The organism is Ruminococcus sp. HUN007 (assembly GCF_000712055.1).
In the GTDB taxonomy this organism is placed as follows: Bacteria; Bacillota; Clostridia; order Oscillospirales; family Ruminococcaceae; genus HUN007.
The window spans coordinates 142963-163755 of sequence record NZ_JOOA01000001.1 but is presented as its reverse complement, the minus strand read 5'-3'; the positions used below and the strand labels follow the sequence as shown (position 1 = coordinate 163755).

Genomic DNA, 20793 nt, shown 5'->3' with positions numbered 1-20793 from the left:
CTATAATTCGAATATTGTGTTATAATAATAATTGATTTTAACTGAGCTATATACAAACAGAAAGGAGATGCTTACAGTGCCTGAAAAAAAAACGTCTGCTTCCAATGAGTGTGCAAAATTTTGAAATACTCAGAAACGAAGATTGCATTTATGTCGATAAAACAGAATATATCTACCGTCTTGCTCATGATGTGGCACAGTTTTTTTCTCAGCCGTCCGAGAAGATTTGGTAAAAGCCTTTTCCTTTCTGCGTTAAAAGCATACTGGGAGGGGAAGAAGGAACTTTTCTCAGGACTTGCAATCGAAAAGCTTGAAGAAGGAAATGCAGACGCATGGAATCCGCATCCTGTCTTTTACTTTGATTTCAACGGTGAAAACTATAGTGAAACATCTGTGGAGAACGTTCTTGTTAAGCATCTTAAAAGATGGGAAGAACTTTACGATATAAACGATAACAGTGAATCGCTCGGTGAAAGATTCCAGAATCTTCTTATAAAAGTGAAGCAGAAGACCGGAATGCGCTGCGTTGTACTCGTAGATGAATACGACAAGCCATTACTAGATATGGCTGATGATCAGGAATTACAGGAGAAATACAAGAATACTTTCAAGGGTTTTTTCAGTAATCTGAAAAGCTGTAACGAATATATTCGCTTTGTATTTATCACCGGTGTTACTAAATTCAATAAAGTCAGCATATTCAGCGACCTTAATCAGCTTAAAGATATCTCTCTAAGCGAAGATTTTTCTGATATTTGCGGCATTACAGAAAAAGAACTGCGGGATAATTTTGCTCCTGAAATAGCTGCAATGGCTGATAAGCATCATATAAGCAAAGAAGAATGTTTAGTTAAGCTGAAACAGCAGTATGACGGTTATCGCTACCATCAGAACGGTTCGTGTTTATATAATCCATTTAGTCTGATCAATGCTTTCAGCGACAAGGAATTCGGAGCATACTGGTTTGAAACCGGAACACCTTCTTTTCTGATGAAACAGATCCGTGAAAATAATTTTGATGTTCGAAAATTTTCAGATAAAACTATTTATGCTAATGAACGTACACTGAAAGATTATACAGGTGATTCACTTGATTTTATTCCACTTCTTTATCAGAGTGGTTATCTGACAATTGCTGAATATGATGCCCGCAGAAGACGATATACACTTGCTTTACCGAATGAAGAAGTGAAGTATGCTTTTTATGAAAGCCTTATGCCGGTCTATGTTCCTTCTGCAAGACCAGGAAGCGGTCTGGATATATTTACTCTGGAAGATAAGATAGAAAACGGAGATCTTGATGCTGTCAGAGATTTCTTTACAGCTCTTTTCGCAAGAATACCATATTCATCAGCAGATACAACATTCGAGCATTATTTTCAGACCGTAATATATCTCGTATTTACACTGCTTGGTCAGTTTACAGAATGCGAGTTACATACTTTCTCTGGTAGAATCGACTGTATAGTCCAGACTTCAGGATTTATCTATCTGTTTGAATTCAAACGTGATGAAAGTGCCGACAGTGCTCTGAAGCAGATAAATGACAATAAATATGCTCTTCCGTTTGCATCCGACAGCAGAAAGCTGTATAAGATTGGTGTATCGTTTGATTCTGATAAAAGAGTTCTTGCTGACTGGAAGGTTGAAGAATAAAAAATGTTAGCTGCCTATGGCAGCTGGGGTTTAAGGGGCTGGATAGCCCCTTTTATTAATTAGCGCTGAAGGCGCATACATAAAGAAAGCCGATTCTTAACTGAACCGGCTTTTTGTTATTTAAAATAATTCTTTTACTTTATATTATCAGGTCAACGCAGATTCCGTAGATATCATCCAGCGTATAATCGCCCATTCTGTCAACTTCCTTTGAGCTGATATTTGTACCGGATTTCTCTGGTATTGTCTGCTGCGGAAATGTACCTACTCCGTATCCTTCAGAATTCTTGTGCATGGCAGTGTATTTGCAGACTCCTTCAACTATCAAGGCAACATAATCATAGGTGTTATCTTCATCATACAATTTTAAATATTCATCTATCTTATTATACAGTTCATCAGTATCAAGGCCGGATGGAATATTGTAATTTTTAGAAGGATCAGAACTTAGAACATATGTTTCATATAAATTTTCGTTTTCTGATGTAAGCTCCATAAGAGCAGTAGTTACGGATGTAAATAGTGATTTCGCATTGGCATTCAGAGAACTTTGCTGTGCATTTTTCAACCATTTTCGCATGGTATTAGTCAGTTTCCAGCCTTCGCCATCGATATAGAATACGTAGAAATAATCCTCATCCGGCTTGCCGTCGATAGTATAACGAACAGTAACGTCATATCCTTTTGTGGCTTTGTACTTATCCGATGCATAAGCTTCCGGCACATCTCCGTAAACGATCCCGGAGAATTCAGCTCTTTCGTCGTCGGTAAGATCTTCAACAGTTCTGCCTTCGCTTTCAAGTTTGCTGTAGATACCGTACATTGCGTTAAACGTCATAGTGAAATTATCAAGATATTCGTCAGTTATTTCGCCTTCATTGATAATTTCAGTAACTTCATAGTGACTGTCACTTGTTCCGAGACTCTCCGCCATAGATTCTGCAGTGATTCCGCTTATGGTATACATGTAATCAACTATCTTTGCAGGATACATAAAATTCATAAATGCTTCGTAATCGCTGTTGTTTTCAGCTTCATAATAAGAACGGATCAGATCTTCGTAATCAGCCGCTTCCTTATTGGCAGTTTTCTCAGAAACTGTAGTTGTAACTGCTGTTGTTTCAGAAACTTCAGTACTTTCCGTAACTGCCGCTTCAGTCTGTCCAGCTTCTTCTGCCGCATCAGATGTTTCAGTGGTGCTTTCAGTAACAGAAACGTCAGTGCGTTCCATACCATCTCCGTCAAGAGCTCCGCATCCTGCGAAAAGCGACACAGTCAGAGACAGAGCTGTTATTAATGCTGCTTTCTTTCTTAGTTCCATCTGTTTATCTCCTTTATAACAATCGGATTTAAGTAATATCTAAGATTATACTACAAAATGAAGGTTTTTTCAATACGCAAGCCATATAATGGCAATAAATAAATATAACTGATGATAAAAATCATCTCTTTGAGAATTCATATTCTTAAATCTTTATGATAAATTGCTATAATCCGATTATTGTGTTATAATAATAATTGATTTAATAATCGAATTTATTTAAGAGAACTTAATCTGCAATTTATAAACAGATATGAAACAAAGGTTACTTAGGTGGTGAAAGAATGGGCAGATGCTTTAATATAACAGGTTCCTGTTTTCCGGAATTACATTACATGGTGGATATAACTGACCGGCTTGCAGAAATAAAAGAAATGGTCCGCAAAGGAGATTATTTTATTATCAACCGCGGAAGACAGTACGGCAAGACAACCACACTGAGAGCTTTGGAAGGTTATTTATCTGATGAGTATTATGTGGCAGGTATGGACTTCCAGCGTCAGATGAGTGCAGCTAAGTTTAAGGATGAATATACATTTTCATCTGCATTTGCAAGGGCTTTTATCACATCATTCAAACGTAACAATTGTTCTGAACAGGCGCTTAATGCTTTAGAAACTCTGAAACAGTCAATTACTCCGGAATACGACCTTGTTGAACTTTTTAATAACATAAGTGAATTTTGCGGCGCGATTGATAAACCAGTCGTTCTTCTTATAGATGAAGTTGATCAGCCGTCAACAAACCAGGTATTTCTTGATTTTCTCGCCCAGTTAAGAGGATATTATCTTGACAGACTGTATTCAGATACATTCAAGTCTGTTATCCTTGCAGGTGTTTACGATATCCGTAATCTTAAGCTGAAGATACGCGATGAATCTGAGCATAAACACAACAGTCCATGGAATATTGCAGTTGAATTCAATGTAAATATGAGTCTGACTGTTGACGGAATTGCAGGTATGCTTGATGATTATAAAAAAGATCATGATGTTGTGATGAATACTAAGTTTATTGCAAAGCTGATCTATGATTATACATCCGGGTATCCGGTGCTTGTATCAGGTATCTGTAAACTTATCGACGAGGAGATACATGAGTGGAATGAACAGGGGATAATCAAGGCAGTAGGGAAGATACTGAATTCTAATACTCCGCTGTTTGAATCACTTATCAATAAACTTGAAGACTATCCTGAGATGCGGATGAGTCTGTATGAGATTTTAGCTAAAGGTAAACGTATCTCATACAGTCCTGATAATGAGCCTACAAAACTGTTGCTATTATTTGGATTTGTGAAAATTGAAGACGGTGCAGTTGTTATAGCAAACAGAATATTTGAAACCAGATTGTACAACGATATGCTCAATTCAGAAGAAATGAAAGCTACTCCGATTTCAAAAGCAGGATTATTTGACAAGCCTGAATTTGTTAAGAACGGCATTCTTGATATGAAACTTATTTTCAGAAGATTTACAGAACATTTCCATGAAATATACGGTGATAATACTGAACATTTCATTGAGGATGATGCAAGAAAATGTTTTCTTGTATATCTCAGACCTATAATAAACGGAATCGGCAACTATTACATCGAGGCTCAGACACGAGACGGCAGACGTATGGATGTAGTTATTGATTATCTTGGAAAAAGGTATATCATAGAATTAAAAATATGGCGTGGTTCTAAGTATAACGAAGATGGCGAAAAACAGCTGTCTGAATATCTTGATTCTTACAATCTGAAAAAAGGTTATATGCTTACGTTCAGTTTTAATAAGAGCAAGGAACCAGGTATTAAAACCGTTCAGTATGAAGACAAGGTACTGATAGAAGCTGTTGTTTAAATCATAAAGGTTAGCTGCCTATGGCAGCTGGGGTTTAAGGGGCTGGATAGCCCCCTTTTATTAATTAGTGCAGAAGGCGCATCCTTAAAATAGTGAACCAGCGTCCAATCAATATTACCACATAATATAGATACAATAAAAACAGCCACTGTCATGTGAGTAATTTCACATACAGTGGCTGTAATTTATTTACCCTCAAACAAAGTCTCAAACCTCTTCATAGCTTCTCTGGTATTCTCTTCGTTGTTAAAAGCAGTAAGTCTGAACCAGCGGTCGCCGTTTTTGCCGAAGCCGGCGCCCGGGGTGCCTACTACGCCGGTTTTTTCGAGCATGAAGTCGAAGAATTCCCAGCTGTTCATGCCGAACGGGCATTCAAACCAGATGTAAGGGGAGTTGATACCGCCGGTGAAGTTGATGCCGAGTTTTGTCATTGTGTCGGATATGATCTTTGCGTTTATCATGTAGTGAGCGGTCATTTCCTTTGCTTCTTTACGTCCTTCCTCGCTGAATACGGATGCTGCGGCACGCTGAACTACGTATGGTACGCCGTTGAATTTGGTGCACTGACGTCTGTTCCACATTTTGTTAAGACTCATTTCTCTGCCGTCGGCGGCTTTTGAAACTATGCCTTTCGGGACGATGGTGTATCCGCATCTTGTTCCGGTAAATCCGGCTGTTTTGGAAAGTGAACAGAATTCAACTGCGCATTTTTCAGCGCCTTCTATCTGATAGATGCTTCTCGGAAGTTCCGGGTCGGCGATGAAGCTTTCGTAGGCTGAGTCGAAGAGGATGACTGCGTCGTTGGCAAGTGCGTAATCGATCCATTCCTTAAGCTGCGCCTCGCTGTAGCATGCACCTGTCGGGTTGTTGGGTGAGCAGATGTAGATGATGTCGGCGTGTACGTTTTTGTCCGGCATCGGAAGGAAGCCGTTTTCCTTGTTTCCGGCTGTGTAAATGATGTTTCGGCCGTTCATCGTGTTTGTATCAACGTAAACAGGGTAGACCGGATCAGGGATGAGTACGGTGTTGTCTTTTGAGAAAAGATCGGTTATATTACCCGTATCTGACTTTGCACCGTCGGAAACGAAGATGGTATCAGGGTCGAGTTCTACTCCGAAAGATCTGTAGTATCCGGCAATAGCTTCCCTGAGGAAATCATATCCCTGTTCCGGACCGTATCCGCGGAATGTATCAGCGCTGCCCATTTCGTCGGCTGCTTCGTGCATGGCTTTTACTACGCTTTTTCCGAGCGGGAGTGTCACGTCACCGATGCCGAGTCTTATAACGCTTCTTTCAGGGTACTTGTCCTGAAATGCCTTTACTTTCTTTGCTACCTCACTGAAAAGATAGCTTTCCTTTAAATTAAGAAAATTTTCATTGAATTTTGCCATTGTTATTACTCCTTTTTACTTATTCCATTCTCCGTCATATACAAATGTAGCAGGACCTGTCATGTAGAGGTGGTTGTTGCTTTCTTTCCATTCGATAACGAGTTCGCCGCCGAGAAGTTCTACTGTTACAGGCTTTCTCGGTGAGATACCATTTAAGCATGCTGCAGCGACTGTTGCGCATGTACCGGTTCCGCAGGCGAGAGTTTCACCGGTGCCTCTTTCCCATACACGCATTTGTAAACGTTCAGGGGAAACGACCTTGACGAACTCAATGTTCGAACGCCTTGGAAAATGCTTGTCAGTTTCAAAGACCTTTCCGAAGCGTTCAACTTCAAAGCTCTTTACGTCTTCGTCAATGAATGTTATTGCATGCGGATTTCCCATTGATACGCAGGTAAATGTAAAATTTCTGCCGAAAGCACTGAGTTTAAGATCCGTAACAGGGGAGCTGTCTGCAATTACAGGAACTTCAGAAGCTTCTGTTATCGGGATACCCATGTCAACTGTCAGCTTCTGTGCAATATCGTTTTCATCGGTATGTACTTCAATACGCTTTATTCCGGCAAGTGTTTCAACAGTTATCGGACTGTGATGGATGATGTTTCTGTCATAAACGTATTTTGCGACACAGCGGATCGCGTTTCCGCACATTTCTGATTCGCTTCCGTCCGGATTGAACATTCTCATTCTGCAGTCAGCGAGTTCACTCGGACAGATAAGTACAAGTCCGTCTGAACCGATGCCGAAATGTCTGTCGCTTATGGCTCCGACGATTTTTTTCCGGATCAGTTACTGTTTCCGTAAAAACAGTTTACATAAACATAATCATTGCCGCAGCCATGCATTTTTGTAAATTTCATAGTTATTTCACCTCGAAAGATTTTTCCCTTATGTACGGGAACCCTGAAAACCCGCTTTACCCCCGTCCTGTTCATGACAGGGGCGAGGGTTTAAGCGGTTCTTTTACATTATATAAATAAAATGGATGAAGATATCGTGCACTTCATTATACACCGAAGAGAAGTTCGTCGTAAGCAGGGAACGGATAGTATTCTGATGCTGTCTTTGTTTCTGCTTCATCGGCAGCAGCACGGAGCTTATCCATTGAAGGAAGCATTTCGTCGCGGACGAATTCTGACTGACTTCTTACATCTTCGATCTTTTTCAGTTCTTCAACTACAGCTTCGAGTCGGGTTGTTGCTTCGTCCATCTGATCGATAAGATCTGTAAGTTCTGAAACAAGACGTGTTTCATATCTGCATGCGCTGTCACATACGCTCTTCTTTACTGCAACTGCGGATGCTGTGTCGGAAGCGAATTTTGAAACTGCCGGAATGATCTCCTTGCGTGCCATATCGATCATTGTTGCTGCTTCAATGTTTACTGACTTAACGTAGTTTTCAAGCATGATTTCACATCTTGACTGGATCTCAGCTTCAGTGAAGATGCCCTGTCTTGTGAGCATTTCAACGTTCTTTTTGTCGCAGATCTTCGGCATGCAGTCTGCTGTTGTCTTAAGATTTGAAAGACCGCGCTTTTCAGCTTCAGCGATCCACTTGTCATCGTAGCCGTTGCCGTTGAATATGATTCTCTTGTGTTCCTTTATTGTACGCTTGATAAGTTCGTGGAGAGCAGATTCAAAGTCGGAAGCCTTTTCAAGTTCGTCAGCAAATTTTTCAAGTACTTCAGCAACTGCACCGTTGAGGTGGATGTTTGCGCATGAGATACTGTTTGAAGAACCGAGCATACGGAATTCGAACTTGTTGCCTGTGAATGCGAAAGGTGATGTACGGTTACGGTCTGTTGTATCTTTGCTGAACTGAGGAAGAACGTCAACGCCGAGTTTCATCTTTTCCTTTGTCGCGCCGCCGTAAGGTGTGTCGTTTTCGATAGCTTCGAGGATCTCTGTGAGTTCGTCGCCGAGGAAGATAGAAATTACAGCCGGAGGAGCTTCGTTTGCACCGAGACGGTGGTCGTTGCCTGCTGTAGCAACTGAAAGTCTGAGAAGATCCTGATATTCATCAACAGCCTTGATAACTGCAGCGAGGAAGAGGAGAAACTGAGCATTTTCGTAAGGTGTTTCACCAGGTGAGAGGAGGTTGATTCCTGTATCTGTTGAGATTGACCAGTTGTTGTGCTTACCTGAACCGTTTACGCCTTCGAACGGCTTTTCGTGGAGGAGGCAAACGAGACCGTGCTTTTCAGCAACTTTCTTCATAACTTCCATTGTGAGCTGGTTGTGGTCAGCAGCAATGTTTGTTGTCTTGTAGATAGGAGCGAGTTCGTGCTGTGCAGGAGCAACTTCGTTGTGCTTTGTCTTGGCGAGGATGCCGAGCTTCCAGAGTTCCTTGTCGAGGTCAGCCATGTATTCAGCAACTCTGGTCTTGATGGAACCGAAGTAGTGATCTTCCATTTCCTGACCCTTAGGAGGCTTTGCACCGAAAAGTGTACGTCCTGTCATTACGAGGTCCTTACGTTTCTTCCACATTTCACGGTCAACGAGGAAATATTCCTGTTCCGGACCTACTGAGCAGCGGACGCTGCGTACTGTGTCGTTTCCGAAAAGCTTCAGAACACGGATAGCCTGACGGCTGAGTGCTTCCATGGAACGGAGAAGAGGTACTTTCTTGTCGAGTGCTTCACCGGTGTATGAACAGAACGCTGTTGGAATGTAGAGTGTTCCGTCCTTGATGAATGCGTATGAAGTAGGATCCCATGCTGTATATCCTCTTGCTTCAAAGGTAGCTCTGAGTCCGCCTGAAGGGAATGATGAGGCATCAGGTTCGCCCTTGACAAGTTCTTTTCCTGAGAATTCCATGATCACTCTGCCGTCAGGTGCCGGAGTGATGAAACTGTCGTGCTTTTCAGCAGTTACACCGGTCATTGGCTGGAACCAGTGTGTGTAGTGAGTAGCACCTTTTTCGATTGCCCAGTCCTTCATTGCTGCAGCAACTGCATTTGCAACGGAGATATCGAGAGGAGTACCGCGGTCGATAGTTCTCTTGAGTGACTTGTACACCTTTTCTGAAAGTGTTGCCTTCATTATTCTTTCGTCAAATACCATTGATCCGAAATATTCAGTTACCTTTTCCATTTTTAATTCCTCCAGTTTATTTATTTTCAAGAGAAGCTCTGATGAAATCTGCAAAGAGCTTCTGCGGCTTGTTTGGCCTTGATTTGAATTCAGGGTGGAACTGTACGCCGACGAACCAAGGATGATCAGGAAGCTCAACAATTTCGACGAGCTTTTCATCCGGTGAAAGACCGACGATCTTCAGTCCGTTTTCTGTAAGTTTTTTACGGAATGTGTTGTTGAATTCGTAGCGGTGACGGTGACGCTCATAAATAAGTTCATCTCCGTAAATGCTTCTGACCTTTGAATCCTTTGCAAGCTTGCATGGATAAAGACCAAGTCGCATTGTGCCGCCTTTTTCAGAAATGTTTTTCTGCTCTTCCATTATGTCGATAACAGGGTAAGGTGTATTTCCGAACTCTGCCGAGTTGGCACCTTCAAGTCCGCACACATTTCTTGCATATTCAACTACTGTCATCTGCATTCCAAGACAGATACCGAAGAACGGGATCTTGTTTTCGCGGGCATATTTTATTGAAGTGATCATACCTTCAATACCACGCTGTCCGAAACCGCCCGGAACGATGATACCGCTGCAGTCTGCAAAAGTCTGCTTTGCATTTTCATCGGTGATCTCTTCGGAATCGATCCATTTTATATTTACTTTCGAATCGTTGGCAATGCCTCCGTGTCTGAGCGCCTCAGCTACTGAAAGATAAGCGTCGTGAAGTTCAACATATTTTCCGACAAGACCTATTGTAACTTCGCCGGAAGCATTTTCAGCACGTCTTACCATGTCGGTCCATTCCGCAAGATCCGGCTCCTTTTCCGGCAGTCCCAGATGTCGGCATACCGAACGGGCAAGTCCTTCATTTTCGAGCCAGAGAGGAACTTCGTACAGGGAAGGAGCTGTAAGGTTCTGAATTACATCGTCCTTACGTATGTTGCAGAACAGAGCGATTTTTGCAGCCATGTCATCAGGAATGCGCTTTTCAGTTCGGCATACTATAACATCCGGCTGAATACCGATCGAAAGAAGTTCCTTCGTTGAATGCTGTGTAGGCTTTGACTTCAGTTCCTCTGAACCTGCAATGTACGGAACGAGTGTCACATGTATGTAACAGACGTTTTCACGTCCCTGTTCCGTGCCTACCTGACGGATAGCTTCGAGGAACGGTGTCGATTCAATATCTCCGACCGTACCGCCGATCTCCGTAATTACCACATCTGCGCCTGCTTCATTTGCTGCACTGTAGACTCTGTCCTTGATCTCGTTTGTTATATGAGGTATTACCTGTACAGTACCGCCGAGATAGTCACCGCGTCTTTCCTTGGTTATTACGTTCCAGTAGATCTTGCCTGTGGTCACGTTTGAGTGAACCGAAAGATTTTCATCTACGAAACGTTCGTAGTGTCCAAGGTCAAGGTCTGTCTCGGCACCGTCGTCGGTTACGAAAACCTCACCGTGCTGAAAAGGTGACATGGTTCCCGGGTCCACATTGATGTACGGGTCAAACTTCTGAATGGTGACTTTGCAGCCACGCTGTTTGAGAAGTCTTCCGAGTGAAGCTGCTGTGATACCTTTTCCGAGTCCTGAAACGACTCCGCCTGTTACGAAAATGAATTTAGACATTTGCTTTAAATTCTCCCTTTAAATTCTTTTATGAGAAGGCGGCCGTGAATGCTGCCCCCTTTCAGATCATGATTTTTCCCACTCTTCTGAATCGTGGAGTGCGTTGTAGCCTTCTTCACCGGTACGTATCTTAATAACGTTCTCGATGTCGTAGATGAACATCTTGCCGTCGCCGTAGTTACCTGTGTAAAGAGCTGACTTTGCAGCGTTTACTACCTTTTCAACCGGAACTGCACAAACTGCGATCTCTGCCTTTACCTTTGGAAGGAGGTTCATTTCAACTGTAGTACCACGGTAGTAGTTACGCTGGCCGTTCTGCATTCCGCATCCGAGAACGTTTGTTACTGTGATACCCTTTACATCTATTGCTTCCATTGCTTCGATGAAGTTCTGGAGTTTTGCCTGCTTGAAGATTACTACTACGTTTGTGAGCTTTTCCTTGCCGTCAGCTGAAGGAGTTACATAGTTTTCAACTTCGATTGCCTTGTCAACAGGAACCTTAGGAGCTGCAGGAGCTTCTGCCTTTTTCTGATTTTCCTTCTCTTGCAGCTTCAAGACCGATATCACTGTGTGAAGGAGCGAAGTCTGCATATGATGACATAAGACCGTGTTCTGTGATGTCAAGACCTGTGATCTCTTCATATTCTGAAGCACGAAGTCCCATTGTTTTCTTAATGATGATGAACACAAGAACCATTGTTACCGCTGTGAAAGAGCCGATTGCGAGAATACCTGCGAGCTGTCTGCCGAGGAGTCCGAAACCGCCGCCGTAGAAGAGACCTGCAAGTTCGTTTCCGTTCTGATCGGCGAGACTGTAACCCGGAACTTCCGGATTTGCAAAGAGACCAACTGCTATTGTACCCCAGATACCGTTCATCATGTGAACAGCAACTGCACCTACAGGGTCGTCAATGTGGAGGACATAATCGAGGAACCATACGCCGAAGCAAACGAGTAAGCCGGAAAACAATACCGATTATACCTGAGCCGACTGTGTCTGTAACGTCACACGGAGCTGTAACGCCTACAAGACCTGCAAGTGAAGCGTTGAGACACATCGAAACATCAGGCTTGCCGTATTTGAGCCATGTGAAGATCATACATGTTACTGTAGCAACTGCCGGAGCAATTGTTGTTGTAAGGAATACTGAACCAAGCTGATCTATAGAAGTACATGCTGCACCGTTGAATCCGTACCAGCCGAACCAGAGGATGAAACATCCGAGAGCACCGAGTGTGAGGTTGTGACCAGGAATAGCATTTACCTTGATCTCGCCCTTCTTGTTCTTTGTGAATTTACCGATTCTCGGTCCGAGGATAGATGCACCTACGAGAGCTGCGATACCGCCTACCATGTGGATGTGTGCTGATCCGGCAAAATCGTGGAATCCCCACTGTGCGAGCCAGCCGCCGCCCCAGCCCCAGTGAGCTTCTATAGGATAGATGATCGCACTGATGATTGCTGAGTAAACACAGTATGAAATGAATTTTGTTCTTTCAGCCATTGCACCTGATACTATAGTAGCTGTAGTTGCGCAGAACACAAGGTTGAAAACGAAGTTTGACCAGTCGAAGCTGCCGTATGAAGTGAAAATATCAAATCCCGGCTTACCGATTATTCCGGCCATGTCTTCACCGAAGAGAAGACCGAAACCAATGAATACGAATACTACTGTACCAATACAGAAGTCCATGAGATTCTTCATTATAATGTTGCCGGCGTTCTTGGCTCTGGTGAAACCAGTTTCAACCATCGCGAATCCTGCCTGCATAAAGAATACAAGTGCGGCACCAATCAGGAACCATACACCGAATATTTCCTGGTCAGTCTGTTCCATGACCTGACTTATAATAGTCTGAGCATCCATAATAAACATCCTCTCTGCTCATAATAAATGAGCATATGTTATAGTAGATATTAAACAGAAAACGGAGCGTACAAAGCTGACCGGAAGAACCGGTAAACTTCATACACTCCGTTGTGTAAATTATGAATATTGACGTCAATAAAAGAAAAAGGGAGCTACAGAGTTATCGTCTGCAGCTCCCTTGCTGTTTACAATGCCATTATAGCTCAAGATTTGAAACTTGTCAATAGTTTTCTTGCAGTTTTATGTTTTGCACAGCAATTTTTACGTTTCGGAGAATCAAATAATGAAATTTCACAAAACGAATCCTGCAAATTGATTTTCTATTGACAAACTATTTTTCCGGTGCTATTATAAAAAACAGGAACAACGACGTTCATGGCGGACACGGTACACGTGTCTGCTGTGAACGTCTTTTTTTTATTCTCCGGATACAATGAAGCATCCGGGAACATTTTCATTACATTATATTTTACGATGTGTTTCAACGGCGAAGCATACCGGAAAGGTTTGTGAATAAGATGGATAATTTCAGAACAGATGCTCCTTTTGAGCGACAGGGACTTTATGATCCGCGTTTTGAACATGACAACTGCGGCATTGGTGCTGTTGTCAATATCAGCGGAAAGGCTTCACGCAGGGTTGTTGAAGATGCTCTTACTATAGTAGAGAAACTTGAACACCGTGCAGGTAAAGACGCAGAAGGCAAGACCGGTGACGGCGTTGGTATTCTTGTACAGATGCCTTATACTTTCTTTATCTCTGAAGCTGAGAAACTTGGCTTGAACATCGGCGGAAAAGGTGATTTCGGTGTCGGAATGTTCTTTTTCCCGCAGAATGAGCTCAAGCGCAACCAGGCGAAGAAACTCTTTGAGCTTATCACAGGCAAGAACGGACTTGAACTCCTTTTCTGGCGTGAAGTACCTGTTGATTCTTCCATACTCGGTCATAAAGCACTTGACAGTATGCCGAATATAATGCAGGCAGTTGTAAAAAGACCGGCTGACTGCAGATCAGGTCTTGATTTTGACAGAAAACTTTTTATCGCAAGACGTGAATTCGAACATTCAAGTGAAGATACATATGTCTGTTCCTTATCAGGCAGAACAATAGTATACAAGGGAATGTTCCTCGTTGACGAACTCAGAAGATTCTATACCGATCTTCAGGATGAAAGATTTACATCTGCCATTGCGATGGTACACTCACGTTTTTCGACCAACACAAATCCGAGCTGGCAGAAGGCGCATCCGAACCGTTTCATAGTTCATAACGGCGAGATAAATACTATTACAGGCAATGCGGATAAAATGCTTGCGCGTGAGGAAACGATGAACTGCAAAGCTTTTGAAAACGATATGCTGAAAATACTGCCTGCTATCGATGTAAACGGTTCAGACTCAGCACGTCTTGACAACGCACTTGAATTTATGGTGATGTCAGGAATGCCGCTTCCGCTGGCAGTTATGATAACGATCCCGGAACCGTGGAAAAATGACAGAACCATCTCAAAGGCAAAGTACGACTTCTATCAGTACTACGCTACAATGATGGAACCGTGGGACGGACCTGCATCTATCGTATTTTCTGACGGTGAACTCATGGGTGCTGTACTTGACAGAAACGGTCTGCGTCCTTCACGTTACTGTATAACAAGCGACGGTTTTCTTATTCTTTCTTCCGAAACCGGATGTATCGACGTTCCTCCGGAAATGATCGTTAAAAAAGACCGTCTCCGTCCGGGAAAAATGCTGCTTGCTGATACTATCCAGGGCAGGATAATCGAGGACGAGGAGATCAAGTCAGTCTATGCGACACGTCAGCCGTACGGTGAATGGCTCGATGCAAACCTTGTACGTCTCCACGATCTTCACATTCCGAACAAGGGTGTTAAAACATATTCAAAGGAAGAACTTTCAAAGCTGCAGAAAGCTTTCGGTTATTCCTACGAAGATATTATGACGAGCATTCTTCCGATGGCTGAAAAAGGCGCTGAACCTATCGCATCCATGGGAAGTGACATACCTCTTCCGCCGCTTGACAGAAAGAACCCGCCTCTTTTCAATTATTTCAGACAGCTCTTTGCTCAGGTAACAAACCCTCCTTTCGATGCTATCCGTGAGGAAGTGGTTACCGATACAAGCGTTTATATAGGCAGAGACGGCAACATACTTGAAGAGTGTCCTGAAAACTGTCAGGTGCTCAAGGTCGAAAATCCTATTCTTACTGAAACTGATATGCTCAAGATAAAGAGCATGAAGGTGAACGGACACAAGACTGCGGTCATACCTATAACATACTACAAGGGAACACCGCTTGAAAAGGCAGTTGAAAGACTGTTCATCAATGCTGACAAGGCGTTCCGTGACGGAGCTGACATACTCATTCTTTCGGACCGTGACGTTGATGAATTCAAGTGCCCGATCCCGTCACTCCTTGCTGTTGCAGCACTTCAGCAGTATCTTGTCGCAACAAAGAAGCGTACAGCAGTGGGCATGATACTTGAAAGTGCTGAACCGCGTGAAGTACATCATTTTGCAGCACTTCTTGGCTACGGTGCATGTGCAGTAAACCCATATCTTGCTCATGAGACCATACGTGACCTTATCGACGAAGGTACTCTCGACAAGGACTTCTATGCAGCTGAAGATGACTACAACAGTGCCGTTCTTCACGGTATCATTAAAATAGCTTCCAAGATGGGTATTTCAACTATCCAGTCCTACCAGGGAAGCAAGCTTTTCGAAGCTGTCGGAATTTCAAAGGAACTTATCGACAAGTATTTTGCAGGTACAGTAAGCCGAATCGGTGGTATAGGTCTTGACGATATAAGCAAACGCACTGAAAATCTTCACTCACTGGCTTTTGATCCGCTCGGACTCCATACAGGAAACGATATTGCAAGTGCAGGAAGCCACAAGCTCCGCAGCGGAAAAAGCGAGCACCTGTATACTCCTGAAACGATCCATCTTCTTCAGGAGGCCACAAGAACTGGTAACTACGAAACTTATAAAAAATATTCTGCGTGCCTTACAGCCGAGGACAATGAGCTTACTCTCAGAAGCCTTCTTGACTTTAAGTTCGATGAAAAGGGCGGAATCCCGATAGAAGAAGTTGAATCTGCTGAAAGCATCTGCCGCCGTTTCAAGACCGGTGCCATGTCATACGGTTCTATCTCGCAGGAAGCCCACGAATGTATGGCTCTTGCAATGAACAGAATCGGAGGCAAGTCAAACAGCGGTGAGGGCGGCGAAAGCCCTGAACGTCTGAAATCAGACAGATGTTCCGCAATAAAGCAGGTCGCTTCCGGACGGTTCGGTGTTACAAGTGAATACCTCGTTTCGGCTAAGGAGATCCAGATCAAGATGGCTCAGGGCGCAAAGCCGGGCGAGGGAGGACATCTTCCTTCAGGCAAGGTGTACCCGTGGATCGCAAAGACACGTCATTCAACACCGGGTGTCGGACTCATTTCACCGCCTCCTCATCATGATATTTATTCTATCGAAGATCTTGCACAGCTTATCTACGACCTTAAGAATGCAAATGATGAGGCTCGTATTTCAGTAAAGCTTGTTTCGGAAGCCGGTGTCGGTACAGTTGCAGCCGGTGTCGCAAAGGCCGGTGCTCAGGTCATCCTCATTTCAGGATATGACGGCGGTACGGGTGCAGCTCCGAAGAGCTCGATCTACAATGCCGGTCTTCCGTGGGAACTCGGACTTGCCGAGGCCCATCAGACTCTCATGCTCAACGGACTTCGTTCAAGGGTACGCATCGAGACAGACGGCAAGCTCATGACCGGACGCGATGTTCTCGTTGCAGCTCTTCTCGGTGCCGAGGAGTTCGGTTTTGCAACAGCTCCGCTTGTAACGATGGGATGCGTAATGATGAGAGTATGTAACCTTGACACCTGCCCTATGGGTATTGCAACACAGAATCCGGAACTTCGCAAACGTTTTGCCGGCAAGCCGGAATATGTTGTGAACTTCATGCATTTTGTTGCCGAAGAGCTTCGTGAGTACATGGCAAAGCTCGGTATCCGCACTGTTGATGAACTTGTCGGACGTACTGACCTTCTGTTCGCAAAGGAAAGTGCGGGTAAAAACAGAATTGACTTTAAGGGTATTCTTTCAGGTACAGCAGGATCAGACAAGCAGCACTTCTGTCCTGAAGATGTTTACGATTTCGAACTTGAAAAGACTCTTGACAGACGTGTTATTGAAAAGAAACTCGGCGCTGCTCTTAAAAACGGTACACCTAAGTCAATCAGTATCGATGTTGTGAACACAGACCGTTCAGTCGGAACACTTACCGGCGCAGAGATAACACGTATCCACGGTGAGAATGCTCTGGCAGATGATACATTTACAGTAAAGTGTACAGGCAGCGGCGGACAGAGCTTCGGTGCTTTCATTCCGAAGGGACTTACTCTTGAACTCTGCGGCGATGCAAATGACTATTTCGGTAAGGGACTTTCCGGCGGCAAGCTCATTCTCTATCCTCCGAAAAACGCAGGCTTTAAGGCAGACGAAAATATTATTGCAGGTAACGTTGCTCTTTACGGTGCAACTTCAGGCAAGGCATTTATAAACGGTATTGCAGGTGAACGTTTCTGTGTAAGAAACTCAGGTGCGATCGCTGTCTGCGAGGGCGTCGGCGACCACGGATGTGAATACATGACTGGCGGACGTGCAGTTATTCTCGGCCGTACAGGCAAGAATTTTGCAGCCGGTATGTCAGGCGGTATTGCTTATGTTCTTGACGAGGAACATGATCTTTATACAAGACTCAACAAGGCACTTGTTTCACTTGAAACTGTATCAGGCGGAAGCGAGTCACAGGAACTCCGTTCAATAATCGAAGAGTATGCGGAAGCAACAGATTCTGAAAAGGCAAAGCAGATACTCTCTGATCCGGATCACTATATGCCGTGCTTCAAGAAAGTCATTCCGCACGATTATGCCAAAGTACAGGCTGCGGCAGCAGAATTTGAAATGAGCGGTATGAGCCGTGAACAGGCTGAAATAGAAGCCTTTGAACTTGTCAGGAAGGATGCGTAAGCCATGGGTAAAGCAACAGGATTTCTCGAATACAACAGAACTGAAAGCTCTGCGTCAGTACCGCTTGAGCGTATAAAGAATTTCAATGAATTTCATGAGCCTCTTTCCGAAGATGTGAGGAAAAAGCAGGCGGCAAGATGTATGGACTGCGGTGTTCCGTTCTGCCAGAACGGAAAAATGCTCTGCGGAATGATATCCGGCTGTCCTCTCAACAACCTCATTCCGGAATGGAACGACCTTATTTACCGCGGTCAGAAAAAGCAGGCGCTTGCCCGTTTGCTCATGACCAATAATTTTCCGGAATTTACTTCAAGGGTGTGTCCTGCTCTCTGTGAAAAGGCATGTATCTGCGGAGTTCATGACGCACCGGTAACTGTAAAGGAAAACGAAAACTCCATAATCGAATTCGGTTTTGCAAACAGTCTTATGACTCCTGTCATTCCGGCAGTAAGAAGCGGCAAGAAAGTTGCTGTTATCGGTTCCGGTCCTGCCGGACTTGCAGCTGCGGACACGCTTAACAAGCGCGGCCACAGTGTAACGGTATTTGAACGCTCGGACCGTGCAGGCGGACTTCTCATGTACGGAATTCCGAACATGAAGCTTGAAAAGCACATAATAGACAGACGTACAGATCTTATGAAAGCCGAAGGCGTTGAGTTTAAGACCGGTGCCGACGTAGGAAACAATGTAAAAGCTGAGGATATACTTGCGGAATACGATGCTGTAATACTTGCATGCGGTTCGTCAAATCCGCGTGATATAAAAGCTCCCGGCCGTGATGCCGAAGGCATTTATTTCGCAGTTGATTTTCTTAAGGCAACTACAAAGAGTCTGCTCGATTCAGATCTTAAGGACGGAAAATATATATCGGCAAAGGGAAAGAACGTAGTGATCATCGGCGGCGGTGATACAGGCAATGACTGCGTGGGAACATCGGTTCGTCACGGCTGTTCATCAGTTGTCCAGCTGGAAATGATGCCGAAGCTTCCTGATGAAAGAGCAGAAGACAATCCGTTCCCTGAATGGCCTAAGGTATGCAAGACCGATTACGGTCAGGAAGAGGCTATAGCAGTTTTCGGACATGATCCGCGTATCTACTGCACAACGGTCAAGGAATTTATAAAGGATGAAAACGGTAAGCTTTCAGCGGTAAAAACCGTTAAACTTGAATTTAAGACAGACAAAAAAACCGGAAGAAAAGTTCCTTCGGAAATAGCAGGCAGTGAAGAAACTCTGCCGTGTGAACTCTGTCTTATTGCAGCAGGCTTCCTCGGTTCACAGAAATATGTTTCCGATGCTTTCGGTGTTGAGCTTGACGGACGTACCAATGTTAAAACAGATGCCGGATCACATGCTTCAAGTGTACGCAAGGTTTTCACTGCAGGTGACATGCACATCGGTCAGTCACTTGTAGTACGTGCCATCCGCGAAGGCCGCGATGCAGCAGCAGAAGCAGATGAATTCCTTATGGGATACACAAATCTGTAACGAGGTGCCGGAAAATGTTTGACAGTATACATGAGGAATGCGGAGTTTTCGGTATTTACGAGAAAGAAACGTCAGACGTGGCAGCTTCCGTTTATTTCGGGCTGTACGCACTTCAGCACCGCGGTCAGGAAAGCTGCGGTATAACGGTCAGCGATGACGGTGTTTTCAGACACAAAAGATCTGACGGACTCGTGTCCGAAGTGTTTTCAAAAGAAGAACTTGAAAAGCTCGGAAGAGGTAATATTGCTGTCGGTCATGTCCGCTATTCAACGACCGGCGGGCAGAATCACAATAATATTCAGCCTCTTGTTATAAGACACATCAAGGGAAATATGGCTCTTGCACATAACGGAAATCTTGTGAACGCTGCAGATCTGCGCCGCTCTTTCGAGATGTCCGGTGCGATCTTCCACGGAACATCGGATACCGAAGCCATTGCCTATACTATAGTCCGTGAAAGACTTGCGTGTTCATCAACGGAGGAAGCAGTTGAGCGTGCCATGCCTTTTATAAAAGGAGCCTATTCCTGTATAGTTATGACGGCTACCAAGATGATCGCATTCCGCGATCCGGACGGGTTCAGACCGCTGTGCATCGGTACTGCGGAGGACGGAGCGTACATTGTCGCCTCCGAGTCATGCGCACTTGAATCGGCAGGAGCGGAATTTCTCCGTGACGTTGAGCCGGGTGAGATCGTTGTTTTCGGTCCGGAGGGAATGCGTTCAATACGGACACACTGCAGCAGTACGAAAAATATCTGTATTTTTGAATATATCTATTTTGCACGTCCTGATTCGTATATTGACGGAGTTTCGGTTCACGGAGCAAGACTTTGTGCCGGGAGACTGCTTGCGAAGTACAGTCCGGTCGATGCTGATATCGTTATCGGCGTGCCGGATTCCGGACTTGATGCAGCACTTGGTTATTCGGAAGAAAGCGGTATTCCTTACGGTATCGGTTTTATCAAGAACAAATATATCGGAAGAAGCTTCATCCAGCCGGAACAGCACCAGCGTGAAAATGCAGTACGGATAAAGCTTAATGCAATACGTGAAACGGTAAGCGGAAAGCGTGTTATCATGATAGATGACTCCATTGTGCGCGGCACTACCAGCGCACGAATTGTTCATCTGCTTCGCGATGCCGGTGCAAAGGAGGTCCATGTCCGCATTTCATCACCTCCGTTTATCCATTCCTGCTACTTTGGCACCGACATTGATTCCGAGGAGAATCTTATTGCAGGAAAATGCAGTTCTAACGAAGAAATAGCAAAGTTCATCGGAGCGGACAGCCTTGCCTATCTTCCGGTAGGATGCCTTGAAGATCTTGTAGGCAGAAGGTTCGGCTGCTGTAACGGATGCTTTACAGGCAGTTATCCGCTGGATGTAACGGGCGCCGGAAGCAAGAACAAATTCGATGAAAAAATAAACAACCAGAAAAATAAATGATCACTCGGAGG

General features: G+C 44.2%; 9 protein-coding genes and 2 pseudogenes. 5 read left to right on the top strand and 6 right to left on the bottom strand.

Going from position 1 to position 20793, the window contains the following annotated elements:
• Positions 1-150 precede the first annotated feature (150 nt).
• Positions 151-1656 carry an ATP-binding protein gene (locus tag CC97_RS19890; RefSeq protein WP_156036721.1) on the top strand — a complete coding sequence of 502 codons (1506 nt, stop codon included), beginning with the start codon at positions 151-153 and terminating at the stop codon, positions 1654-1656.
• 139 nt (positions 1657-1795) lie between these two features.
• Here CC97_RS19890 and CC97_RS00625 read toward each other — a convergent pair whose 3' ends face one another.
• On the bottom strand, positions 1796-2977 hold the full coding sequence (locus CC97_RS00625; protein ID WP_044973184.1) for a hypothetical protein: 1182 nt from the start codon (positions 2975-2977) through the stop codon (positions 1796-1798).
• A 284-nt stretch (positions 2978-3261) separates the two neighbouring features.
• On the opposite strand from CC97_RS00625, the gene CC97_RS00620 reads away from it, so the two are divergent.
• Positions 3262-4824 carry an AAA family ATPase gene (locus CC97_RS00620; protein ID WP_044973182.1) on the top strand — a complete coding sequence of 521 codons (1563 nt, stop codon included), beginning with the start codon at positions 3262-3264 and terminating at the stop codon, positions 4822-4824.
• A gap of 185 nt (positions 4825-5009) precedes the next feature.
• On the opposite strand, the gene CC97_RS00615 is transcribed toward CC97_RS00620, so the two are convergent.
• The 5 genes and pseudogenes from CC97_RS00615 to CC97_RS00590 form a co-directional block, all read right to left on the bottom strand.
• Positions 5010-6215 carry an LL-diaminopimelate aminotransferase gene (locus tag CC97_RS00615; RefSeq protein WP_044973180.1) on the bottom strand — a complete coding sequence of 402 codons (1206 nt, stop codon included), beginning with the start codon at positions 6213-6215 and terminating at the stop codon, positions 5010-5012.
• Between the two features lie 15 nt (positions 6216-6230).
• Positions 6231-7075, bottom strand: a pseudogene (dapF, locus tag CC97_RS00610) (diaminopimelate epimerase).
• Between the two features lie 146 nt (positions 7076-7221).
• The gene (locus CC97_RS00605) at positions 7222-9309 is read right to left on the bottom strand and encodes a glutamine synthetase III (protein WP_044973176.1); all 2088 of its coding nucleotides are present in this window, start codon (positions 9307-9309) and stop codon (positions 7222-7224) included.
• A gap of 16 nt (positions 9310-9325) precedes the next feature.
• Positions 9326-10921: a CTP synthase gene (locus CC97_RS00600; protein WP_044973174.1), complete on the bottom strand. Its 1596-nt coding sequence runs from the start codon at positions 10919-10921 to the stop codon at positions 9326-9328.
• Between the two features lie 66 nt (positions 10922-10987).
• Positions 10988-12789: pseudogene (locus CC97_RS00590) on the bottom strand (ammonium transporter).
• 521 nt (positions 12790-13310) lie between these two features.
• On the opposite strand from CC97_RS00590, the gene gltB reads away from it, so the two are divergent.
• From gltB to purF, 3 genes are read left to right on the top strand one after another with little or no spacing between them, the layout of a single operon-like run.
• Positions 13311-17846, top strand: a complete 4536-nt coding sequence (gene gltB / locus CC97_RS00585) for a glutamate synthase large subunit (RefSeq protein ID WP_044973170.1) — start codon at positions 13311-13313, stop codon at positions 17844-17846.
• A 3-nt stretch (positions 17847-17849) separates the two neighbouring features.
• A complete protein-coding gene (locus CC97_RS00580) occupies positions 17850-19334 on the top strand; it encodes a glutamate synthase subunit beta (protein ID WP_044973168.1) in 1485 nt (494 codons plus the stop codon).
• A gap of 14 nt (positions 19335-19348) precedes the next feature.
• Positions 19349-20782: an amidophosphoribosyltransferase gene (gene purF / locus CC97_RS00575; protein WP_044973166.1), complete on the top strand. Its 1434-nt coding sequence runs from the start codon at positions 19349-19351 to the stop codon at positions 20780-20782.
• The last annotated feature ends 11 nt before the right edge of the window (positions 20783-20793 follow it).

Excerpts from the sequence above, each read along its gene's own strand:
- CC97_RS19890 (WP_156036721.1), top strand. The coding sequence starts at position 151 with ATGTCGATAAAACAGAATATATCTACCGTCTTGCTCATGATGTGGCAC.
- CC97_RS00625 (WP_044973184.1), bottom strand. The coding sequence starts at position 2,977 with ATGGAACTAAGAAAGAAAGCAGCATTAATAACAGCTCTGTCTCTGACT.
- CC97_RS00620 (WP_044973182.1), top strand. The coding sequence starts at position 3,262 with ATGGGCAGATGCTTTAATATAACAGGTTCCTGTTTTCCGGAATTACAT.
- CC97_RS00615 (WP_044973180.1), bottom strand. The coding sequence starts at position 6,215 with ATGGCAAAATTCAATGAAAATTTTCTTAATTTAAAGGAAAGCTATCTT.
- CC97_RS00605 (WP_044973176.1), bottom strand. The coding sequence starts at position 9,309 with ATGGAAAAGGTAACTGAATATTTCGGATCAATGGTATTTGACGAAAGA.
- CC97_RS00600 (WP_044973174.1), bottom strand. The coding sequence starts at position 10,921 with ATGTCTAAATTCATTTTCGTAACAGGCGGAGTCGTTTCAGGACTCGGA.
- gltB (WP_044973170.1), top strand. The coding sequence starts at position 13,311 with ATGGATAATTTCAGAACAGATGCTCCTTTTGAGCGACAGGGACTTTAT.
- CC97_RS00580 (WP_044973168.1), top strand. The coding sequence starts at position 17,850 with ATGGGTAAAGCAACAGGATTTCTCGAATACAACAGAACTGAAAGCTCT.
- purF (WP_044973166.1), top strand. The coding sequence starts at position 19,349 with ATGTTTGACAGTATACATGAGGAATGCGGAGTTTTCGGTATTTACGAG.